A 21,798-nucleotide genomic window follows, 5' to 3' on the forward strand; every position below is an offset into this window, starting at 1 on the left:
GCGATGGTGGGCGCCGCGTGCTTTCGCAACGGCAGGCGAGTTGCGAGAATGCACTATTCACCCTCGCACGAAGAAGCCCGACGATGAGCCAGAGTTCCACCGAAACCACCGCGCTGCGCAAATGGATGTGCGTGGTCTGCGGTTACATCTACGACGAGACGCTTGGCGTGCCGGAGGAAGGCATCGAACCCGGCACGCGCTGGGAGGACGTGCCCGAGACCTGGACCTGCCCGGATTGCGGCGCCACCAAGAGCGACTTCGAGATGATCGAGGTCGACTGATCGCCGATGCCTGCCCGCGCCCGGCCCGTTTTCGCCATGTTTCCGCCTGCGAACGGGCCCGCCGATCCGCTGTGATGCTTCCACGCGCAAGCCATGCGCGTCATGCGGAAGCATCACCATGCAGCAGTTCATTCCGTTCGAAGACGACTGGGACATGCTCGACGCGATCCGTCCCGAAGCGTTGATCCCCTACCGCGTCGGCGTGGCGCTCGTCTCGCCCGCCGACGTCGCTCAGTCGACCGTTCCCAGCCTGCCCTCGATCGCCAGCGTGTCGCCGTTGCGCACGCCGATCCGCGCGGCCGTGCCGGCCGACAGCTCCAGCACGTAACGCGCAGGCCCCGCGCTGGGGTAGACCGGGCAGGGATCGGCTTTGCACGGTTGCACGTCGACTTGCGCCGACACCAGCTTGCGCTCGGCATCGAAGTACAGGATGTCGAGCGGGATCAGCGTGTTCTTCATCCAGAACCCGCGTGGCGCCGTGTCGGGAAACACGAACAGCATGCCGTGGTCCGCGGCCAGCGATGTGCGCATCATCAGGCCATGCTCGCGCGCAGCCTCGTTGGTGGCGAGCTCCACCGAGTAGTGATGCCCGCGCAGGGTCACGCTGACGGGCGCGGTGTCGGCGGGATACGCGCAGGCGTTGCCGCCCAGTGCCAGCAGCGCGGCGGCGAGCAGGAATCTCGGCATGGCGCGATGTCTCGTGTGGTCTATGGTCGGGGCAGTGTAGAGCCCACGCATCGTGGCGGCTTCGCCGAAAAATTTGCGTGCCGCCCCTTCCCAGTCGCGCGACGCAGCGCTATGATTCTCGCCCCTTCGACGAGCCGCCCTTCGTCGAAGGGTTCCTCGACAAACACGACGTGAAATTTTCTCCTCGCGCTTGTTGACGACAGGAAAAACCGATGTAGAATGGGCGGCTCACCGGGACGAAATGTCCCTTGGCGGAAAGTTCCGCGGTGGTTGGATCTTTGACAGTGTGCACAGGTGAATTGTGTGGACGCCTTGCGCTGGCGGGTCGATGACCTGTCCAAGCAATGCAAGCGTCCCACCGAAAGAAAGTCAGTAATGAGTTTCAACGGTTGGGGTCACGCTTCAGAAAGATAGATCATCTTCGGATGGTCGAAAACTTAAGTGAAGAGTTTGATCCTGGCTCAGATTGAACGCTGGCGGCATGCCTAACACATGCAAGTCGAACGGCAGCGCGGGTAGCAATACCTGGCGGCGAGTGGCGGACGGGTGAGTAATGCATCGGGATCTACCCTGACGTGGGGGATAACCTCGGGAAACCGGGACTAATACCGCATACGTCCTACGGGAGAAAGCGGGGGACCTTCGGGCCTCGCGCGGCAGGACGAACCGATGTGCGATTAGCTAGTTGGCGGGGTAATGGCCCACCAAGGCGACGATCGCTAGCTGGTCTGAGAGGATGATCAGCCACACTGGGACTGAGACACGGCCCAGACTCCTACGGGAGGCAGCAGTGGGGAATATTGGACAATGGGCGCAAGCCTGATCCAGCAATGCCGCGTGTGTGAAGAAGGCCTTCGGGTTGTAAAGCACTTTTATCAGGAGCGAAATACTACGGGTTAATAACCCGTGGGGCTGACGGTACCTGAGGAATAAGCACCGGCTAACTTCGTGCCAGCAGCCGCGGTAATACGAAGGGTGCAAGCGTTAATCGGAATTACTGGGCGTAAAGGGTGCGTAGGCGGTTCGTTAAGTCTGTTGTGAAATCCCCGGGCTCAACCTGGGAATGGCAATGGATACTGGCGAGCTAGAGTGTGTCAGAGGATGGTGGAATTCCCGGTGTAGCGGTGAAATGCGTAGAGATCGGGAGGAACATCAGTGGCGAAGGCGGCCATCTGGGACAACACTGACGCTGAAGCACGAAAGCGTGGGGAGCAAACAGGATTAGATACCCTGGTAGTCCACGCCCTAAACGATGCGAACTGGATGTTGGTCTCAACTCGGAGATCAGTGTCGAAGCTAACGCGTTAAGTTCGCCGCCTGGGGAGTACGGTCGCAAGACTGAAACTCAAAGGAATTGACGGGGGCCCGCACAAGCGGTGGAGTATGTGGTTTAATTCGATGCAACGCGAAGAACCTTACCTGGCCTTGACATGTCCGGAATCCTGCAGAGATGCGGGAGTGCCTTCGGGAATCGGAACACAGGTGCTGCATGGCTGTCGTCAGCTCGTGTCGTGAGATGTTGGGTTAAGTCCCGCAACGAGCGCAACCCTTGTCCTTAGTTGCCAGCGAGTAAAGTCGGGAACTCTAAGGAGACTGCCGGTGACAAACCGGAGGAAGGTGGGGATGACGTCAAGTCCTCATGGCCCTTACGGCCAGGGCTACACACGTACTACAATGGTCGGTACAGAGGGTTGCAATACCGCGAGGTGGAGCCAATCCCAGAAAGCCGATCCCAGTCCGGATCGAAGTCTGCAACTCGACTTCGTGAAGTCGGAATCGCTAGTAATCGCGGATCAGCTATGCCGCGGTGAATACGTTCCCGGGCCTTGTACACACCGCCCGTCACACCATGGGAGTGAGTTGCTCCAGAAGCCGTTAGTCTAACCGCAAGGGGGACGACGACCACGGAGTGGTTCATGACTGGGGTGAAGTCGTAACAAGGTAGCCGTATCGGAAGGTGCGGCTGGATCACCTCCTTTCGAGAACGACAGCGCGACTCGTCGCGCAAGACGTCCACACAAGACACCTGTATTTCACGTAACGTCCCAGGAAAGCTTTCCGGGTCTGTAGCTCAGGTGGTTAGAGCGCACCCCTGATAAGGGTGAGGCCGGTGGTTCGAGTCCTCCCAGACCCACCATGACCTGTGCACCTCCTGCGCAAGAAGCCGCACCTCCGTGTGCGGACTCTTCATCAGGCATGGGGCCATAGCTCAGCTGGGAGAGCACCTGCTTTGCAAGCAGGGGGTCGTCGGTTCGATCCCGACTGGCTCCACCATGGCGACGCGTGAAATCCAAGCACACGAAAAGATTTGAAGCGAGGCGGCGTTGAGGCCGTTCTTGTGTTCTTTGAAAACTGGCAAACGAGTGACAAGCGTCTTGGTTCGAACCGAACCGAGACATGTGTTGAGGCACGTAACAGGTGGTTTGAAAGTATGGCCCCGAGGCGACTTGGGGTTATATGGTCAAGCGACCAAGCGTATACGGTGGATGCCTTGGCAGTCAGAGGCGATGAAGGACGTGGCAGCCTGCGAAAAGTGTCGGGGAGCTGGCAACAAGCTTTGATCCGGCAATGTCCGAATGGGGAAACCCACCGCGCAAGCGGTATCCGTAACTGAATTCATAGGTTGCGGAGGCGAACCCGGGGAACTGAAATATCTAAGTACCCGGAGGAAAAGAAATCAACCGAGATTCCCTCAGTAGCGACGAGCGAACGGGGACTAGCCCAAAAGTGCACAGTGTTTTAGTCGAAGGGTCTGGAAAGGCCCGCCGCAGACGGTGATAGCCCGGTAGACGAAAGGGCACCGTGCATGAAATTGAGTAGGGCGGGGCACGAGAAACCCTGTCTGAACATGGGGGGACCATCCTCCAAGGCTAAATACTCCTGACTGACCGATAGCGAACAAGTACCGTGAGGGAAAGGCGAAAAGAACCCCGGAGAGGGGAGTGAAATAGACCCTGAAACCGTATACGTACAAGCAGTGGAAGCCCGCAAGGGTGACTGCGTACCTTTTGTATAATGGGTCAGCGACTTACTGTCAGTGGCAAGCTTAACCGTCTAGGGGAGGCGAAGGGAAACCGAGTCTGAATAGGGCGCATAGTCTCTGGCAGTAGACCCGAAACCGAGTGATCTATCCATGGCCAGGTTGAAGGTGCGGTAACACGCACTGGAGGACCGAACCCACATCTGTTGCAATAGATGGGGATGAGCTGTGGATAGGAGTGAAAGGCTAAACAAACTCGGAGATAGCTGGTTCTCCTCGAAAGCTATTTAGGTAGCGCCTCGGACGAATCTTCCTGGGGGTAGAGCACTGTTATGGCTAGCGGGTCATCGCGACTTAGCAAACCATGGCAAACTCCGAATACCAGGACAGACTATCCGGGAGACACACGGCGGGTGCTAACGTCCGTCGTGAAAAGGGAAACAACCCAGACCCGCAGCTAAGGTCCCCAAGTTCTAGCTAAGTGGAAAACGATGTGGAAAGGCATAGACAGCCAGGAGGTTGGCTTAGAAGCAGCCATCCTTTAAAGAAAGCGTAATAGCTCACTGGTCGAGTCGGTCTGCGCGGAAGATTTAACGGGGCTAAGCTAGACACCGAAGCTCGGGGTGCACACTTTGTGTGCGCGGTAGAGGAGCGTTCCGTAAGCCTGTGAAGGTGAGTTGAGAAGCTTGCTGGAGGTATCGGAAGTGCGAATGCTGACATGAGTAACGATAATGCGGGTGAAAAGCCCGCACGCCGAAAGCCCAAGGTTTCCTCGCGCAACGTTCATCGGCGCAGGGTGAGTCGGCCCCTAAGGCGAGGCAGAAATGCGTAGTCGATGGGAAGCAGGTTAATATTCCTGCACTTTTCTACAGTGCGATGTGGGGACGGAGAAGGTTAGGTCTACCGGGCGTTGGTTGTCCCGGGGAAAGGCGGTAGGCATGGGTCTTAGGCAAATCCGGGACCCTTTATGCCGAGCACCGAGACGAGCCCTTTTGGGCGAAGTGACTGATACCACGCTTCCAGGAAAAGCCACTAAGCTTCAGCTGTAGAAAAACCGTACCGTAAACCGACACTGGTAGGCAGGGTGAGAATCCCAAGGCGCTTGAGAGAACTCGGGTGAAGGAACTAGGCAAAATGGCACCGTAACTTCGGGAGAAGGTGCGCCTGCCGATGTGGTCACATGCGTGACTGAGCATTGGCAGGTCGCAGTAACCTGGCCGCTGCGACTGTTTATCAAAAACACAGCACTCTGCAAACACGAAAGTGGACGTATAGGGTGTGACGCCTGCCCGGTGCTGGAAGGTTAATTGATGGGGTCAGCCGCAAGGCGAAGCTCTTGATCGAAGCCCCAGTAAACGGCGGCCGTAACTATAACGGTCCTAAGGTAGCGAAATTCCTTGTCGGGTAAGTTCCGACCTGCACGAATGGCGTAACGACAGCGGCGCTGTCTCCACCCGAGACTCAGTGAAATTGAAATCGCTGTGAAGATGCAGCGTTCCCGCGGCAAGACGGAAAGACCCCGTGAACCTTTACTATAGCTTTACACTGAACGTTGAGTTCTTCTGTGTAGGATAGGTGGGAGGCTACGAAACCGAGACGCCAGTTTCGGTGGAGCCATCCTTGAAATACCACCCTGAAGTGCTTGACGTTCTAACCTCGGCCCGTAATCCGGGTCAGGGACCGTGTATGGTGGGTAGTTTGACTGGGGCGGTCTCCTCCCAAAGAGTAACGGAGGAGCACGAAGGTACGCTCAGCGCGGTCGGACATCGCGCACTGTGTGCAAAGGCATAAGCGTGCTTGACTGCAAGATCGACGGATCAAGCAGGTACGAAAGTAGGTCTTAGTGATCCGGTGGTTCTGTATGGAAGGGCCATCGCTCAACGGATAAAAGGTACTCCGGGGATAACAGGCTGATACCGCCCAAGAGTTCATATCGACGGCGGTGTTTGGCACCTCGATGTCGGCTCATCACATCCTGGGGCTGTAGCCGGTCCCAAGGGTATGGCTGTTCGCCATTTAAAGTGGTACGCGAGCTGGGTTCAGAACGTCGTGAGACAGTTCGGTCCCTATCTGTCGTGGGCGTTGGAGATTTGAGGGGGGCTGCTCCTAGTACGAGAGGACCGGAGTGGACGTTCCGCTGGTGTTCGGGTTGTCTCGCCAGAGGCATTGCCCGGTAGCTATGAACGGAAGCGATAACCGCTGAAAGCATCTAAGCGGGAAGCGCGCCCCAAGATGAGATCTCCCGAGAGCTTGACTCTCCTTAAGGCACCATCAAGACCAGGTGGTTGATAGGCGCGATGTGGACGTGCAGCAATGCATTGAGCTTACGCGTACTAATGAGCCGTGCGGCTTGACCATATAACCCCAAGTGGCCTTCACCACGTTTCCCGGTACGTCAAACCCGGACGCTTGTCACTCGTTTGCCAAAGTATTGAAGCCGGCGCAACTGCGCTGCTTCAACCCCTTCCCTGGCGGCCATAGCGCTGTGGTCCCACCCGATCCCATCCCGAACTCGGAAGTGAAACGCAGCCGCGCCGATGGTAGTGTGCATCTCGCATGCAAGAGTAGGTCACCGCCAGGGGCTTTATCCCTCAAACGCCTTCACCGATTCCGGTGAGGGCGTTTGTTTTTGGGCGTGACGATTTCATGCGCGAATCATGTCGCCGGCCCCGGAATGACGTGTGCCCGGCGGCGCGCGCCGCTCGAATGCTGTTTCGCTTCAACGAAGGATTGCGGGACTCGAAGCAATCGGGCCAACCAGCCGCCTCGACGAGAGCGATCCTTCATACGCAACTCGACACGAAGGGCTATCGCAGTGATGGTCACTCGGGCGCGGTGCCGCGCGCACCAAAACAGGAAAGGCCGCTGCCGGTTCACCATGCGTACGCTGGAGCCACCGCATCGACGCGCATTTGGGGAATGGAAATGCGCGCGATCGTCCGGTACGGGCGATTGGATCGAACGAGCGGGATTGCTGTGCCAGGATGCGCACCCCGACGCCATGTGAAGCCGATGCTGGTCAAGGAGCACGAAAGCGCATCGATCGTTCGACACGCCATCGATCGCTGCGGTGGCCGGAGCACACACGGCCGCACGCATGAACCTGACGACCGGGCTTACTGCACGCTCTTCTCGTTCGCGCTGGCGTAGACCTGATCGGCCCATTGGGTGGCGTTGAGGTAGATCGTGGCCAGTCGCTGGATGCGCTGCGGGGGCACCTGCGCGCTGGTCAGCTCGTTCGCCTCCCAGGCGAGGATCTGCTGCAGGATCGCGCCGAACGGGCCGCTGCGGCCGGTCAGCGCGTCGCTGATCTCGGGCGCCAGCCGCAGCTGCGGCAGCAGGAATTCCATCGGCGCGCACATCAAGGTGTCCAGCAGCGAGAACAGCCCGACGGTGAACGCCATCTCGGCACTCCCGAGGGGCATGCCCTGGGCCAGTTCCTCGCACATGTGGGCGCGGATCAGCGCGGCGCGCAACAGCTCCGGTGGACGATCGTCCATGCTGCACATCGCCATGGTGTCGACCCAGTTGCGCATGCGGGTGACGCCGAAGAAGATCGCGGCCTGCTGCACGGATTTCAGCTGCCGCGGCAATGCGAAGTAGGCCGAATTGACGCAGCTCAGCAGCTTGTAGCTGAGCACCGCGTCGTCGCGCACGATGTTGCCCAGCTCGACCGGACCCGGGTTGCTTTCGTGCAGCACGCCCAGCAGGCGCAGCATGCTGAGGCGGTTCGCGGTCAGCACGGGGACGGCCATCGGCTGCGGCACCAACAGATAACGTCCCTGCACCGCCTCCATCGGCAACGTCAGGCAGCGTTCGTAGGTGGGATGGTCGTTGACCTGGCCGGCGACCACGTGCAGTCCGCGCGCGTGCAGGTGCGCGGCGCGTTGCGCCAGCACTTCCGGCGCCAGCTGGCCCGCGTCGAGCCGGACCAGTTGCACCATCTGCAGCAGGGCTTCGAACGGCAGGCCGTGGTCGAGATCCTGATCGCCCACGTCCAGCATGAACTGGCAGCCGCGCTGCGCCATCGACTGCAGGCGCTTCATCAGCGCCGCGTCGTCGGCCACATGCGGTTGCAGCACCACGCCCAGGCGCGGCTGGTGCAGCAGCACGTCGGCGTCTTCCGGCAGCAGCTCGGCGGGCAGGTTGAGGAACGCGCGGTTGCCGCGCACCAGGCGGGTCAACGCACCGTCGGTGATCATCCCCAGCACGCTCTGCAGCAGGGTCGCTTCGTCGCCGCTTTCGCGATGGAACAGGATCTCGTAGGCAAACAGCTCGCGCTCGCGATTGAGCAGCGGCACGCGCATCACCGGCAGCGCCGGCGCGACGCCTTCGTAGATCGAGGGTTTGCTGGTGGCCGCGGGAGCGGCGGAAGTGGGGGAAGGGCTCATGATCGGTCCGGCATCGCGTTTGACGGTGAAGCGGGCCGCGGCCAGCGGCCCGCTGGAGATGCCACCGTGCGTGCGGGCGGCGGGGTACTCAACTCGAATCAGGCCGCCGCCAGCGGACGCGAACGTGCGCCGGCATGCAGTTCGCCGCTGCGGTCGTACAGCCCGCTGTCGCTGTCCGTCCCGGTCAGCACCGCGAGCGCCTGGCGCACCAGCTGCAGGCGCTGGCCGACGATGCCGCCGTTGCGCTGGTTGAGCCGGTGGCAGTGCTGCAGCGACTGCACGATCGCGGTCCAGTCCGGATCCGGCACGGCCGGAGCCTGCGGCTGTTCGCGCGCCAGCAGGCGACGCTCCGCGTCCAGCTGTTCCAGCTGCTGCATCAACGCCTGCTTGCGCGCGCCGGCCCGGTCGAGCGCCTCGATATCGCCACCGTCCAGCGCCGCGCGTTCGTCTTCGAGCACCTGCGCGAGCTGCTCCAGCCCGTGGCGCATCTCGCCCTGCACTGCGGCGAGCGCCTCGGCGAACTCCTGCCGCAGCGGCGGGCTCATGCCTTGCCCGTGTCGCCGAGCTGCCGTTCCATCGCGATCATGCGGTCGGCGATGCGGCCGGCGTCGACCTTGTAGCTGCCGTCGGCCAGCGCCTGGCGCACGCGCTCCACCCGCTGCGTATCGACCGGAGTGGCGTCGGTGCGCGCGGCCTGCTGCAACGCCTTGGCCGAATCGGTCAGCTTGAGCTGGTCGTCGGCCTTGGCCGCGGGCGCGCCGGCACCGGTGGCGCTGGCGGAGGATTCCGGCGCCGCGCTGTTGCCCGGCTGGCCGGCGGCTTGCGGAAGTTTCGGCAAGCCGTTGTTGGAAATGGTCGTATTCATGCGTCCGTTCTCGCTGCGGAGTGGCCCTGTGAATGCTGCATCGGCCCGATGTTCGGAAACTTTAGGGGCTGGGAGTGGGGTGTGGAAGGCATCGGCGATCTCAGGGCAGGGCCAGCACCACGCCGGGGGCATGGACCATGGCGTCGACCACCTTGCCCGAGCTCTCGTTGCGCACCCGCAGGCGGGCGCCATTGTCGCCGCTGCCCAGCGCCACGCCGTCGGCGCGCACCACGATGTCGCCCAGCCGGGCCACCACTTGCACGCGGTCGCCCGCCCGCACCATGCGCCGGCCGCCCAGTGCAGCGGGGGTGAGTACGCTGCCTTCGGGCAGGGCGCGGGCGAGGGTGCGCCCGGCCACTTGGTCGAGGTTGTCGAGGTAGCCGTAGCCGAGCCGGGTCACGTCGCGTTCCTCGGCGCGCACGTCCGCCGGACGCAGGCCGTCGCCGCGCAGCAGCGGCCGACTGGTCACCAGCACCGGACGGAACAGCTGCAGCTGCACCTGCACGCGCACGGTCCAGCCACCACCCTGCGGGCAATGCACGGGCACGCTCAGGCGTGGCGCGGGACGGACGGCGTCGGCCAGCACGGCGCGCAGCGGCGCCGCGCAGGGCGCCAGCCGCAGGCGCGGAGCTAGCGGCTGGGCCTGGACCACGACGCGACTGCCCGGCAGGTCGAAACGCGCGTGCACGGCCTGTTCGGCGGCGGCGCGCACGGCATCGGGCGACGGCAGTGCGGCGAGGCTGCTGCCCGGCCACGCCAAGCCGAACCATGCCAGGGCAAGGCATCGGCCGACGCTGGCGCGGCTCGGGTTCACGCGTCCGCCAGCAGGCTGTCGAGTTGCCCGAGCAGGGCATCACGGGCGGATTCGAGCTGCCGCGACAGCGCCGCGGCCTGCTCGGCCTCGCCGTCGCACAGCAGCGCGATGAAGCGACTGCCCTGCTCGCACAGCTGCATGCCGGCGTCGGCGAGACCGGCGCTGGCCGGATGCGCCGGTTGCAGCGCGCCCAGCCGTTCGACGCTGCGGCGGATCGCGTGGGTGTCGAACCAGCGGCGATCGAGTGCCGCCGGTTCGAGCAGGGCCAGTTCGGCCGCCTGGCGCAGATTGAGCGAAGCTTCGCGCACGGTCAGACTGAGGCTGCCGGGATCCTTGCCGCTGATGCCTTCCAGCCAATCCAGGCCCAGCCGGTGGGCGAGCAGCGCGGCGCGCTGCAGCGCATCGGACTGGCGCCGCGCCTCGCCGGCGCGACGTTGCACGGCGCCGAGCGCGGCCTGCACGCTGGTGGCGCGCGCATGCTGGGCGTCGTGGTTCTGTTGCAGCTTGTGCACACGCTCGCCGGCCGCGTGCAGCGCCTGATTGCCCGCATCGAGGGTGGTGCCCGACTGCGCCGCACCGGCCTGGGCGCGTTCCAGCTGCTGCAGGCTGTGCTGCACGTCGCCGTCCAATTGCGTGGAGAAGTCGCCGATCGAGCCGGTGACGCCCTCGATCTCGGCGGTGGTGAGGGTGGTCTTTTCCGCCAGCTGCTTGACCTCGTCGGCGACCACGGCGAAGCCGCGGCCGGCCTCGCCGGCGCGCGCGGCCTCGATCGCGGCGTTCAGCGCCACCAGGTTGGTCTGGTGGGCGATCTCCTGCACGGTGGCGGTGAGTTTGCGGATCTGTTCCACCTGCTCGGCCAGCTTGCTCTGGTTGCGGTTCATCGCCGCCAGCGCGCTGCGCAACAGGCGCAGCTGGCCGTCGAGTTCGCTGACATTGCCGCTGCCGGCCCGACTGGCCTGGCCGGCCCGGTCCAGTTCGGCGGCCACTTGCTGCAGCGCCGTCGAGATACCGGCGCTGCCATCCGTCAAGCGATCGACGCTGCCGCGGCCATCGGCGGCGGCCTGGTCGAGCGCCGCCTGCTCGCGCGCGAGCTGCTGCACCGCGGCCAGCACCAGGCCTTGCTGCTCCACGGCTTGCAGCGCCACCGCCGCCGGCGGCCGGCTGGCAATGCGCGCCAGCAGCGGCGCCAGCGCCTTCGCCGCGCGCGGATGCGTGCGCCGCAGCGCGGCCAGCCGTGCCTCGTCGCCGGTGACGGCGGCCTCCACCAGGAGGGCGAGGTGCCGATTCCAGATCAGACTCATGGGACGAACATCACCTATGTCGAGTGTGTGGTGGGAGCTTGCAGGGGACTGCATCGTCCAAAACCGTCGCGGCTTGAGAAAGCAATCCGCATGCCACCCATGGCGACCGGGGCGCGCGCTCAAGCGCGGCGCCGCGCGGTCGATAGCGAACGCGTACGGCTGCCAAGGCGGCGGGCGATTCGCGAGGAGTCCGCATGGGCGGCACGCTGCTGGAAAAGGTGGAGCAACATACCCGGCTGGCCGGCCACAACCGCGTGGCCATGCTGCTGTTCCGGCTCGGCGATGCGCAGCTGTTCGGCATCAACGTGTTCAAGGTGCGCGAGGTGATGCGCCGTCCACCGCTGGAGCGTATGCCGGGCGTGCATGCCCTGCTCGCCGGCAGCTGCGACTACCGCGGGCAGACCATCCCGGTGATCGACCTCGCTGCCGCGCTCGGTTATCCGCCACTGCGCGACGAGGCATCGGCACACCTGATGGTCACCGAGTTCAGTCGCTCGGTGCAGGGCTTCCTGGTTGCCGACCTGCAGCGCATGGTGCAGTGCGACGGCGACAAGCTGGAGGCGCCCTCCGCCACGCTGGGCTTCGGTGCGCGGGTCAATGCCGTGACCCGCGTCGACGGCGCGCTGCTGGCGGTGGTGGACGTGGAGCAGGTGCTGGCCGGCATCGACGCGGCGCCGGCCGAGCTGTCGCTGCAGATGCAGCGCCTCGCCGACGCACACATGCTGGCGCCGCGGCGGGTGATGGTGGTGGACGATTCGCTGATCGCCCGCCGCCGCCTGGTCGAGCTGTTCAAGCAGATGAACATCGAGTGCGTGGTGGCGCAGGACGGTCGCGAGGCGCTCGAGCGCCTGCACGAACTGGCGGCCGCCGATCCGGCCGAAGGCGTCAAGCTGGTGGTCTCCGACATCGAGATGCCGCGCCTGGACGGCTATGCGCTGACCCGGGCGATCCGCGAGGCGCCGGCGCTGTGCCGGCTGAAGGTGGTGCTGCACAGCTCGCTCAGCGGCATCTTCAACGAGGCGATGGTGAAGGAGGTCAAGGCCGACGCCTTCGTCGCCAAGTTCCAGCCCGATCTGCTGGCGCACGCCGTGCTGGAACTGCTGCCGGCGGAAGCGCTGGCCGACTGACGCGCGCGCCGCGTCAACAAACCGACTCCGCCTTGGCGTCGCCCGCGCGACGCCAAGGCGCGAACCCTGCCAGGCCAGGCGTGGCAAGGGTTCCGGCGTGGTGGCATGCAACTTGCCTCCGGCTCCATGCGGCAACCGCCCGCGGAGCAGACCGATGAATCCCGTCCCGCAAAACCTGTTCGGCATCCATACCCAGGCGCTGGATCTGTGGCAGCGCCGTGCCGACGTGCTGGCCAACAACCTGGCCAATGCCGACACGCCCGGCTACCTCGCCCGCGACATCGATTTCCGCAAGGCGCTGGCCGCGGCCGGCGGTGGCGACGGCAGCAGCCTGGCATTGCAGGCGCCCAGCGCCGGACAGATCGGCAGCGGACCGGGCACGGGCGCGGCGGCGCTGGCCTACCGCGTGCCGACGCAGCCCAGCATGGACGGCAACACCGTCGACGCGCAGGTCGAGCAGGCCGACTTCGCCGCCAACAGCGTGCACTACCAGGCCAGCCTTTCCTTCATCACCGCGCAGATCCGCATGCTGCGCACCGCCATCTCCGGAGGGCAGAGCTGATGTCGCTCTATTCCATCTTCAACGTGGCCGGCTCCGGCATGGCCGCGCAGTCGCTGCGGCTCAACACCGTGGCCAGCAACCTGGCCAACGCCGAGAGCGTGTCCGGCACGCCGGAAGGCGCCTACCGTGCGCGCGAGCCGCTGTTCGCCGCCGTGCACGCGCAGCAGCAGTCCGGCGGCAAGGATGCCGGCACCGCGCAGGGCGTGCAGGTGCTCGGCATCACCGAGAGCCAGGCCGCGATCCCGCAACGCTACGAGCCGGGCAACCCGCTGGCGAATGCGGATGGCTACGTCTACGCCAGCAACGTCAACCCGGTGGACGAACTGGTCAACATGATTTCGGCGTCGCGTTCGTACCAGAACAACGTCGAGGTGATGAACAGCGCCAAGCAACTGATGCTCAAGACCCTGACCCTCGGCCAGTGAGCCCGCAACCATGACCACCAGCGTGAACACCACCACCAGCGCCGCCGGCACCGGCAGCGCCGCTGGCGCGGCCACCGCCGCGCTCGGCAACTCCATGAACCAGGCCGATTTCCTGAAGCTGCTCACCACGCAGTTGCAGTCGCAGGACCCGACCAACCCGATGGACAACTCGCAGTTCGTCTCGCAGCTGGCGCAGTTCAGCCAACTGGCCTCGATGCAGGACCTCAACACCAGCGTCAACAGCCTCTCCGGCCAGCTCACCAGTTCGCTGCAGTCCTCGCAGGTGCTCGGTTCGGTCGGCCTGGTGGGGCGCCACGTGCTGGTGCCGTCGGCGAACCTGAGCTACGCCGGCAGCGCGATGGACTGCGCGGTGGGCGTCACCGGCGCCACCGCCAACGTGCAGGTCGCGATCAAGGACGGTGCCGGCAAGGTGGTGCGCACGCTCGACCTCGGCACCCAGGCCGCCGGCCTCGCCCGCTTCAACTGGGACGGCATGGACGACAGCGGCGCGCCGGTGCCGCCGGGCGACTACAGCGTGACCGCCGCCGACGTCGGCGGCAACGCGCTCTCCACCTACGTCGACGGCACGGTCAGCGGCGTGGGCTACGGCGGCAGCAGTGTGGGCACCTACGTGCAGGTGAGCGGCGTGGGCGGCGTGCCGCTCAGCGCGATCGCGCAGATCAACTGATCGGCGGCAACAACCCTTCCAGCGAGGAACGATTCATGGCACTCAACCAGGCTCTCAGCGGCATCAACGCCGCGCAGTCCGATCTCAACGTGATCGCCAACAACATCGCCAACGCCAACACCGCCGGCTTCAAGGGCTCGCGCGCGGAGTTCGCGGACATCTATGCGGTCACCGGCATCAACCTCAGCGCCACCGCGGTGGGCAGCGGCACGCGGCTGACCAGCGTGGCGCAGCAGTTCGCCCAGGGCGACATCCAGACCACCGGCAACAGCCTCGACCTCGCGATCAGCGGCAACGGTTTCTTCGTGGTCAACACCGGCAACGGCTACGCCTACACCCGCGCCGGCGCGTTCCACCAGGACCCGGCCGGCAACGTGGTCACCCAGGACAACAACAAGCTGCAGGTCTATCCCTACAGCACCGCCAGCAACAGCTTCGACACCAGCACGCTGTCCAACCTCAACCTGGTCACCGCGCAGAGTTCGGCCAAGCCCACCGCCACGGCGGTGGTGTCGTCGAACCTGCCGGCGGACGCCACCGTGCCGCCGCTGGCCTTCGACCCGACCAACCCGGCCACCTTCAACCAGTCGAGCACGTTCACCGTGTACGACAGCCTGGGTTCCTCGCACCAGGCCACCGCCTACTACGTGAAGACCGGCACCAACACCTGGAACGTGGACCTGTACGTGGACGGCAACAACGCCGGCACGCAGCCGCTGACGTTCGACAGCAGCGGCGCGCTGACCACGCCGGCCAACGGCATCGTCGGCTTCAACCCGGTGGCCTACGCCAACGGCGCGAACCCGCAGACGCTGTCGATCAACTTCGGCAAGACCACCCAGTACGGCACCGGCTACGCCGCCGGCACGATCAGCCAGGACGGCTACACCGCCGGCGCGCTGTCCTCGATCGACATCGACAGCGCGGGCATCGTCACCGCGAACTACTCCAACGGCCAGAGCAGCAAGATCGGCCAGCTGGCGATGGCGAACTTCCAGAACGTGCAGGGCCTGCGCCAGCTCGGCAGCGCCAGCTGGATGTCCAGCACCGATTCCGGCACTGCGGTGATGGGCACGGCCGCCAGCGGCCAGTACGGCACGATCCAGTCCGGCGCGCTGGAGGAGTCCAACACCTCCGACACCACCCAGCAGCTGGTCGACATGATCCAGGCGCAGCGCAACTACCAGGCCAACGCGCAGGTGCTGTCCACCGACAACACGCTGGCCAGCACGCTGTTCAACGCCGTCTCGCGGTAAGCATCGACCGGGGTAGCCAGCCATGGATCGTTCCGTCTACCTCGCCATGACCGGGGCCACGCAGATCATGCGGGCCCAGGACGTGGTGAGCCACAACCTCGCCAACGCCACCACCACCGGCTTCAAGAGCGAGCTGGACGCGTTCGGCAGCCTGCCGGTGCAGGGGCCGGGCAGTCCCAGCCGGATCAACGCGGTGGCGCAGAGCCTAGGCCGCGACGACAGCCAGGGCGCGCTGCAGCAGACCGGCCGCGCACTGGACGTGGCGGTGCGCGGCTCGGGCTGGATCGCGGTGCAGGCGCCGGACGGCAGCGAGGCCTACACGCGCGCCGGCAACCTGCAGCTCACCGCCGACGGCACGCTCACCGACGCGGCCGGCAATCCGGTGCTCGGCAACGGCGGCCCGATCAGCATTCCCGACAGCGCGCAGATCGTGATCGGCAACGACGGCACGATCTCCAGCGTGCCGCTGGGGCAGGCGCCGAATACGCTCACCCAGGTCGACCGCATCAAGCTGGTCAACCCCGATCCCGCGCAGCTTTCCAAGGGCGCGGATGGCCTGCTGCACCTGGCCGGCGGCGGCAGCGCCGACGCCGATCCCGGCGTGCAGCTGGCGTCGCAGGCGCTGGAAGCCAGCAACGTCAATCCCTCGACCGAACTGGTGCGGATGATCGGGCTGTCGCGCCAGTACGAGATGCAGGTGCGCTCGATCAAGACCGCCGAAGACAACGCCGACGCCAGCCTCAAGCTGCTGCAGGCGAACTGAACCCCACACGCTTAGCGGAGCCCTCCCATGTTCGCCTCTCTCTGGATCGCCAAGACCGGCCTCGACGCGCAGCAGACGCGCCTCGACGCCATCTCCAACAACCTGGCCAACGCCAGCACCACCGGCTTCAAGGCCTCGCGCCCGGCGTTCCAGGACCTGATGTACCAGAACCTGGGCCAGCCCGGCGCGCAAACCACCGAGCAGACGCAGTCGCCCTCGGGCCTGCTGATGGGCACCGGCGTGCGCGTGGTGGCGAACGAGAAGCTGTTCACCCAGGGCGCGATCAGCCAGACCGGCAACTCGCTGGACGTGGCGATCCAGGGCCGCGGCTTCCTGCAGGTGAGCATGCCCGACGGCACCACCGCGTACACCCGCGACGGCTCGCTGCATACCGACGCCAACGGCCAGATCGTCACCGCCGACGGCTACGCGATCGAGCCGGCGATCACCCTGCCGCAGGGCGTGCAGAGCATCACCATCGGCAACGACGGCACGATCAGCGCCACCGTGCCGGGACAGGCCGCGCCGGTGCAGGTGGGCTCGCTGCAGCTGGCCGATTTCGTCAACCCCGCGGGCCTGCAGTCGATGGGCCAGAACCTGTACCTGGAGACCGCCTCCAGCGGCACCCCGCAGACCGGCCAGGCCGGCCTCAACGGCATGGGTACCCTGCTGCAGGGCTCGCTGGAGTCGTCCAACGTCAACGTGGTGGAAGCGATGGTGGACATGATCCAGACCCAGCGCACCTACGAGATGAACTCCAAGGCGATCAGCGCCGCGGACACCATGCTGCAGACCATCACCAACAAGACCTGAGGCCGACCGCCGTGCGCATCACCGCCGTTCTTCCGTGCCTTGCCGTCGTGCTCGCGCTGGCCGCGCTGGCGGGTTGCGCCGTCGTGCAACCGCAGCGCGACGACGCGCAATGGGCCGCCACCGCGCCGGTGGCGCCTGCCGCCGCGCCGGTGGCCGACGGCGCGATCTACCACGACGCGCAGGGCATGGAGTTGTTCACCGACCCGCGCGCGCACCGCGCGGGCGACATCCTCACCGTCGTGCTGGTGGAGAACACCCAGGCGGTGAAGAAGGCCAACACCAGCACCAGCAAGACCAACAAGGACAAGATCGGTGCGCCATCGCTGCTCGGCCGCACGTTCAACAAGGCCAGCGTCGGCATCGACAGCGACCACAGCTTCGACGGCGGCGGCTCCAGCAGCCAGAGCAACCAGCTCACCGGCAACATCACCGTCACCGTGGCGCAGCGCCTGCCCAACGGCAACCTGCTGGTGCGCGGCGAGAAGCTGCTCACCATCAACCAGGGCCAGGAACTGATCCGCATCACCGGCATCGTGCGCCCGCAGGACATCGGCCAGGACAACACCGTGCCGTCCACCCGCGTCGCCGACGCCAAGATTTCCTACACCGGCCGCGGCAGCCTCGCCGACGCCAACACCCAGGGCTGGCTGTCGCGCTTCTTCAACTCCAAGTGGATGCCCTTCTAAATGAAACTCCACGGGCCCATGACCATGAAAGTCGCAGCGCAGTACGAGCGTGCGAACCCGCCCACCGCGTTCGCTCCCTCCCCTGCTCGACGGGGGAGGGTTGGGGTGGGGGGCTTCGCGGTGCTGCTCGTGCTTTGCCTCGCTTTCGTGTTTCCCGCCCACGCCGACAAGATCCGCGATCTCGCCTCGGTCGGCGGCGTGCGTTCCAACCAGCTGATCGGCTACGGCCTGGTGGTGGGGCTGGACGGCTCCGGCGACCAGACCACGCAGGCGCCGTTCACCACGCAGAGCCTGGAGAACATGCTGCAGCAGTTCGGCATCAACGTGCCGGCCAACGTGCGTCCGCAGCTGAAGAACGCGGCGGCGGTGACGATCACCGCCGAGTTGCCGCCGTTCGCCAAGCCGGGCCAGACCATCGACGTCACCGTGGCCTCGATCGGCAACGCCAAGAGCATCCGTGGCGGCGAACTCTTGATGTCGCCGCTGCGCGGCGCCGACGGCAACGTCTACGCGGTGGCCCAGGGCAGCGTGGTGGTGGGCGGCATCAGCGCGTCGGGCAAGAGCGGCTCCAGCGTGCAGAAGAACATCTCCGCCAGCGGGCGCATCCCGAACGGCGCCACGGTGGAGCGCAGCGTGGCATCCGCGTTCGCTTCCAGCGACGACTTGCGGCTGAACCTCAACACGCCGGACTTCACCACCGTCACGCGCATCGTCGGCACGATCAACCGCACCTACGGCGCGGGCACCGCGCGCGCGGTGGACGGCGGCACGGTGGAAGTGCGCGTGCCGCAGGATCCCACCCAGAAGGTGGCCTGGCTGGGCACGATCCAGGACCTGGACGTGACCCCCGGCGCGCCGCCCGCGCGCGTGGTGGTGAACTCGCGCACCGGCACCGTGGTGATCGGCTCGGACGTGCGCGTCTCGGCGGCCGCGGTGGCGCACGGCGCGATCCAGGTGACGATCGGCGAGCAGCCGCTGGTCAGCCAGCCCGCGCCGTTCAGCAACGGCCAGACCACCGTGGTGCCGTCCAGCAACGTGCAGGTCAGCGAGGAGGGTGGGCACATGTTCAAGTTCGGCCCGGGCGTGAGCCTGGACACCATCGTGCGCGCGGTGAACCAGGTGGGCGCCTCGCCCAGCGACCTGATCTCGATCCTGCAGGCGCTGAAGCAGGCCGGCGCGCTGCACGCGGACCTTGTCGTGATCTAGCGCCATGAGCGATCCCGCGCTGTCCGCCAACGCCTCGCTGAGCACCTGGACCGAACTGTCCGGGTTCGACCAGCTGCGCGCGCAGGCACAGCGCGACGGCAAGGCGGCGCTGCCCGCGGTGGCGAAGCAGTTCGAGGCGCTGTTCACCCAAATGATGCTGAAGTCCATGCGCGCGGCCAGCGACAGCTTCGGCAATGCGCTGGGCGACAGCGATGCCGGCAAGGCCTACCGCGACCTGTTCGACCAGCAGCTCTCGGTGAGCCTGGCGCAGGGCGGCAAGGGGCTGGGTATCGCGCAGATGCTGATCCGCCAGCTGGGCGGAACGGCCACGCCCACGCCAGCTGGCACGGGCGCCGCGATCGGCACGCTGGGTGGCACCGGTGCGCCGGCGACGGCCAGTGCCGCGGACGACCCCGACGGCATCGGCGACCCCACCCAGCTGCCGGCCACGCCGGACCAGTTCCAGCGCCGCCTCGCCAACGTGGTGGAAGCCGGCCGCGAGATCGGCCGCAGTGCGATGAAGTGGCTGCCGCAGGACGCGCAGGAATTCGTGCGCGCGCTGGCGCCGTATGCCGAGGCCGCGGCGCAGAAGCTGGGCTTGTCGGTGCGCACCGTGCTGGCGCAGGCCGCGCTGGAGACGCAGTGGGGCAAGCACATGCCGCGCAACGCCGACGGCTCCACCAGCTTCAACCTGTTCGGCATCAAGGCCGGCGGCAGCTGGAACGGAAGCAAGGTGAGCGTGCCCACGCTGGAATACGAGGGCGGCGTGGCGGTGCGCAAGCATGCGCAGTTCCGCGCCTACGATTCGCCGGCGCAGTCGTTCAGGGACTACGCCAACCTGATCGCCTCCAATCCGCGCTATGCCGCCGCACGCGGGCATGGCGACGACGTGCGCGGCTTCGCCAGTGCGCTGGTGCGCGGCGGCTACGCCACCGATCCGTCCTACGCCGAGAAGATCAGCGCGGTCGCCAGCAGCCCGCAGATGCGCGCGGCGCTGGCCGCGCTCAAGAATCCGGCCGGCGGGCCGAACGAATAAGCGACCCCAGGAATCCCGTCCCATGTCCAGCCTGCTCAACATCGGCGTTTCCGGCCTCAATGCCGCCCAGCTCGGCCTGAAGGTCACCGGCAACAACATCGCGAACGCCGGCACCGACGGCTACAGCCGCCAGAACACCGTGCAGGTGGACCGGGTGGGCCAGAACAACGGCCGCTACACCCTGGGCACCGGCGTGGACGTGATCGCGGTGCAGCGCGCCTACAGCCAGTACCTCACGCAGACGCTGTGGAGCACCAACAGCGCGCTGCAGGGCGCCACCACCAGCAACGACCTCGCCACCACGCTGAACGGCCTGCTGAAGAACAGCGGCAACCTGCAGAGCACGCTGGACAGCTTCTACGGCGGCTTCAACGCGGTGGCGAACGCCCCGGGCGATCCTTCCGCGCGCCAGGCGCTGCTGGGCAACGCGTCGACGCTGGCGATGGCCTTCAACACCTTCGGCCAGCAGCTCGACCAGCAACGCACGCAGATCAACACGCAGATCACCGACGCCGTCGGCAGCGCCAACTCGCTGGTCAAGCAGATCGCCGCGCTCAACACCAGCATCAGCCAGGCCGGCAACACCCAGCCCAACGACCTGCTCGACCAGCGCGACGGTCTGGTCAAGCAGCTGGCCGGCATCACCGGCATCTCGGTCGCCGCGCAGCCCGACGGCACGCTCAGCGTCTACAGCACCTCCGGCCAGGCACTGGTCAGCGGCAGCTACGCCTACGGCTTCCAGGTCGGCAGCGACGCCTACGATGCCGGCAGCACCAGCGTGCTCGACGCCAGCGGCCACGACATCAGCTCGCGCCTCTCCGGCGGCACGCTGGGCGCGCTGTTGAACTATCGGCGCAACACGCTGGACCCGGCGCAGAACCAGCTGGGCCGCGCCGCGCTGGCGCTGGCGCAGAGCGTCAACGCGCAGCAGGCCAAGGGCCTGGACTTGAACGGCAACCAGGGCGCTCCGCTGTTCAGCGTGCCCGCCCCGACCGTGGCGGGCGCAAGCGGCAACCAGGGCAGCGCCACGGTGGGCGCCAGCGTGAGCGATCTCGGCGCGCTAACCAACGACAACTACGTGCTCACGTACACCGGCAGCGCCAGTGCGCCCTCGGTCCACGGCTGGGCGCTGGCTACCAGCAGCGGACGCACGGTGACGATGACTGCGAACGCCAACGGCACGCTGTCGGCCGAAGGCCTCACCTTCAGCGTGTCCGCCGGCGCCCAGGTCGGCGACAGCTTCCGGATCCGACCCACCCGCAACGCGGCCAGCGGCCTCGCGCTGGCCACCAGCGATCCTTCCGCGATCGCCGCGGCGGCGGCGTTGAAAGGCACCGCCGCCGGCACCAACACCGGCGGCGCGACCGTGAGCGCGGTGGGCGTGAGCGACAGCAGCAACGCGAACTTGTTCACCGGCGCCACGGTGATGTTCGGTGCGGGCGGCAGCTACACCGTCACCGACGGCGCCGGCAACAGCACCACCGGCACGTACACCAGCGGCACGGCGATCCAGTTCGACGGCTGGAGCCTCAGCCTCGCCGGCACGCCGGCCAGCGGCGACAGTTTCAGCGTGGCGAAGAACAGCGGCGGCCTCAACGACAACAGCAACGCGCTGGACCTCGCCGGGCTCGCCAATGCCGGCGTGCTCGACGGCGGCCGCACCTCGGCGGTGGGTGCCTATGCGAACCTCACCAACCAGGTCGGCCTCGCCGGCAGCATGGCGAGCAACGACCTCACCACCCAGACCGGCCTCTACAACCAGGCCGCCAGCGCCCAGCAGAGCTCGGCCGGCGTCAACCTCGACGAGGAGGCGGCTGGCCTGATCAAGTACCAGCAGGCCTACCAGGCTTCCGCGCAGGTGATCGCCACCGCGCAGACGCTGTTCACCAGCCTGATCGCCGCTGTGCAGAGGTAATC

The 21,798-nt window shown here is 66.0% G+C and carries 19 protein-coding genes, 2 tRNA genes and 3 rRNA genes; 18 read left to right on the forward strand and 6 right to left on the reverse strand.

The features are described 5' to 3' along the window. The first annotated feature begins 83 nt into the window (after positions 1–83). Positions 84–281, forward strand: coding sequence for a rubredoxin (locus tag AB7878_RS11495; protein WP_369494502.1), 198 nt, complete (start codon positions 84–86; stop codon positions 279–281). A gap of 231 nt (positions 282–512) precedes the next feature. Here the strand turns inward: AB7878_RS11495 and AB7878_RS11500 are convergent, their stop codons facing one another. After that, positions 513–968, reverse strand: coding sequence for a DUF192 domain-containing protein (locus tag AB7878_RS11500; RefSeq protein WP_369494503.1), 456 nt, complete (start codon positions 966–968; stop codon positions 513–515). A gap of 438 nt (positions 969–1,406) precedes the next feature. Here AB7878_RS11500 and AB7878_RS11505 point away from each other — a divergent pair. The 6 genes from AB7878_RS11505 (at position 1,407) to AB7878_RS11530 (ending at position 7,098) form a co-directional block, all read left to right on the forward strand. Then, positions 1,407–2,947, forward strand: a 16S ribosomal RNA gene (locus AB7878_RS11505). An 81-nt stretch (positions 2,948–3,028) separates the two neighbouring features. Further along, a tRNA-Ile gene (locus AB7878_RS11510) sits at positions 3,029–3,105 on the forward strand. A 61-nt stretch (positions 3,106–3,166) separates the two neighbouring features. Further along, positions 3,167–3,242, forward strand: a tRNA-Ala gene (locus AB7878_RS11515). A gap of 185 nt (positions 3,243–3,427) precedes the next feature. Beyond that, positions 3,428–6,306, forward strand: a 23S ribosomal RNA gene (locus AB7878_RS11520). Between the two features lie 109 nt (positions 6,307–6,415). Beyond that, positions 6,416–6,529: ribosomal RNA gene (rrf, locus tag AB7878_RS11525) — 5S ribosomal RNA — on the forward strand. The 16S, 23S and 5S rRNA genes sit together here with 2 tRNA genes alongside, the layout of an rRNA operon. A gap of 125 nt (positions 6,530–6,654) precedes the next feature. After that, entirely contained in the window at positions 6,655–7,098 is a 444-nt protein-coding gene (locus AB7878_RS11530; RefSeq protein WP_369494504.1) for a hypothetical protein, read from the forward strand. Here the strand turns inward: AB7878_RS11530 and AB7878_RS11535 are convergent. The 5 genes from AB7878_RS11535 to AB7878_RS11555 form a co-directional block, all read right to left on the reverse strand. Next, a complete protein-coding gene (locus AB7878_RS11535; protein WP_369494505.1) occupies positions 7,065–8,339 on the reverse strand; it encodes an EAL and HDOD domain-containing protein in 1,275 nt (424 codons plus the stop codon). The two genes, AB7878_RS11530 and AB7878_RS11535, sit on opposite strands and share 34 nt — an antisense overlap. A 98-nt stretch (positions 8,340–8,437) precedes the next feature. After that, positions 8,438–8,884: a flagella synthesis protein FlgN gene (locus AB7878_RS11540; protein ID WP_369494506.1), complete on the reverse strand. Its 447-nt coding sequence runs from the start codon at positions 8,882–8,884 to the stop codon at positions 8,438–8,440. Then, positions 8,881–9,204 (reverse strand): flagellar biosynthesis anti-sigma factor FlgM, encoded by a 324-nt coding sequence (gene flgM / locus AB7878_RS11545; protein ID WP_369494507.1) that lies wholly within the window; start codon positions 9,202–9,204, stop codon positions 8,881–8,883. Before flgM ends, AB7878_RS11540 begins: the two co-directional genes overlap by 4 nt. A 100-nt stretch (positions 9,205–9,304) precedes the next feature. Beyond that, complete coding sequence (flgA, locus tag AB7878_RS11550) at positions 9,305–10,018, reverse strand: flagellar basal body P-ring formation chaperone FlgA (protein WP_369494508.1); 714 nt, start codon at positions 10,016–10,018, stop codon at positions 9,305–9,307. Then, entirely contained in the window at positions 10,015–11,319 is a 1,305-nt protein-coding gene (locus AB7878_RS11555; RefSeq protein WP_369494509.1) for a methyl-accepting chemotaxis protein, read from the reverse strand. Before AB7878_RS11555 ends, flgA begins: the two co-directional genes overlap by 4 nt. Positions 11,320–11,513: 194 nt before the next feature. On the opposite strand from AB7878_RS11555, the gene AB7878_RS11560 reads away from it, so the two are divergent. The 11 genes from AB7878_RS11560 to flgK all read left to right on the forward strand — a co-directional run bounded on the left by AB7878_RS11560 (position 11,514) and on the right by flgK (position 21,796). Further along, on the forward strand, positions 11,514–12,446 hold the full coding sequence (locus tag AB7878_RS11560) for a chemotaxis protein (RefSeq protein ID WP_369494510.1): 933 nt from the start codon (positions 11,514–11,516) through the stop codon (positions 12,444–12,446). 154 nt (positions 12,447–12,600) lie between these two features. Continuing rightward, complete coding sequence (gene flgB / locus AB7878_RS11565; protein ID WP_369494511.1) at positions 12,601–13,008, forward strand: flagellar basal body rod protein FlgB; 408 nt, start codon at positions 12,601–12,603, stop codon at positions 13,006–13,008. Continuing rightward, on the forward strand, positions 13,008–13,433 hold the full coding sequence (gene flgC / locus AB7878_RS11570) for a flagellar basal body rod protein FlgC (RefSeq protein ID WP_369494512.1): 426 nt from the start codon (positions 13,008–13,010) through the stop codon (positions 13,431–13,433). The genes flgB and flgC overlap by 1 nt, the downstream gene beginning before the upstream one ends. Before the next feature lie 10 nt (positions 13,434–13,443). Continuing rightward, positions 13,444–14,121 carry a flagellar hook assembly protein FlgD gene (locus AB7878_RS11575; protein WP_369494513.1) on the forward strand — a complete coding sequence of 226 codons (678 nt, stop codon included), beginning with the start codon at positions 13,444–13,446 and terminating at the stop codon, positions 14,119–14,121. Positions 14,122–14,156: 35 nt separating this feature from the next. Next, positions 14,157–15,377: a flagellar hook protein FlgE gene (gene flgE / locus AB7878_RS11580; RefSeq protein WP_369494514.1), complete on the forward strand. Its 1,221-nt coding sequence runs from the start codon at positions 14,157–14,159 to the stop codon at positions 15,375–15,377. Between the two features lie 22 nt (positions 15,378–15,399). Then, entirely contained in the window at positions 15,400–16,140 is a 741-nt protein-coding gene (gene flgF, locus AB7878_RS11585) for a flagellar basal-body rod protein FlgF (RefSeq protein WP_369494515.1), read from the forward strand. 27 nt (positions 16,141–16,167) lie between these two features. Next, entirely contained in the window at positions 16,168–16,953 is a 786-nt protein-coding gene (flgG, locus tag AB7878_RS11590) for a flagellar basal-body rod protein FlgG (protein WP_369494516.1), read from the forward strand. A gap of 11 nt (positions 16,954–16,964) precedes the next feature. Further along, a complete protein-coding gene (flgH, locus tag AB7878_RS11595) occupies positions 16,965–17,639 on the forward strand; it encodes a flagellar basal body L-ring protein FlgH (protein ID WP_369494517.1) in 675 nt (224 codons plus the stop codon). Positions 17,640–17,657: 18 nt separating this feature from the next. Continuing rightward, a complete protein-coding gene (locus AB7878_RS11600; RefSeq protein WP_439653791.1) occupies positions 17,658–18,845 on the forward strand; it encodes a flagellar basal body P-ring protein FlgI in 1,188 nt (395 codons plus the stop codon). A 4-nt stretch (positions 18,846–18,849) separates the two neighbouring features. Next, positions 18,850–19,881 carry a flagellar assembly peptidoglycan hydrolase FlgJ gene (flgJ, locus tag AB7878_RS11605; RefSeq protein ID WP_369494518.1) on the forward strand — a complete coding sequence of 344 codons (1,032 nt, stop codon included), beginning with the start codon at positions 18,850–18,852 and terminating at the stop codon, positions 19,879–19,881. A 22-nt stretch (positions 19,882–19,903) separates the two neighbouring features. Continuing rightward, a complete protein-coding gene (gene flgK, locus AB7878_RS11610) occupies positions 19,904–21,796 on the forward strand; it encodes a flagellar hook-associated protein FlgK (RefSeq protein WP_369494519.1) in 1,893 nt (630 codons plus the stop codon). Positions 21,797–21,798 lie beyond the last annotated feature (2 nt).

The organism is Rhodanobacter humi, from assembly GCF_041107455.1.
In the GTDB taxonomy this organism is placed as follows: domain Bacteria; phylum Pseudomonadota; class Gammaproteobacteria; order Xanthomonadales; family Rhodanobacteraceae; genus Rhodanobacter_A.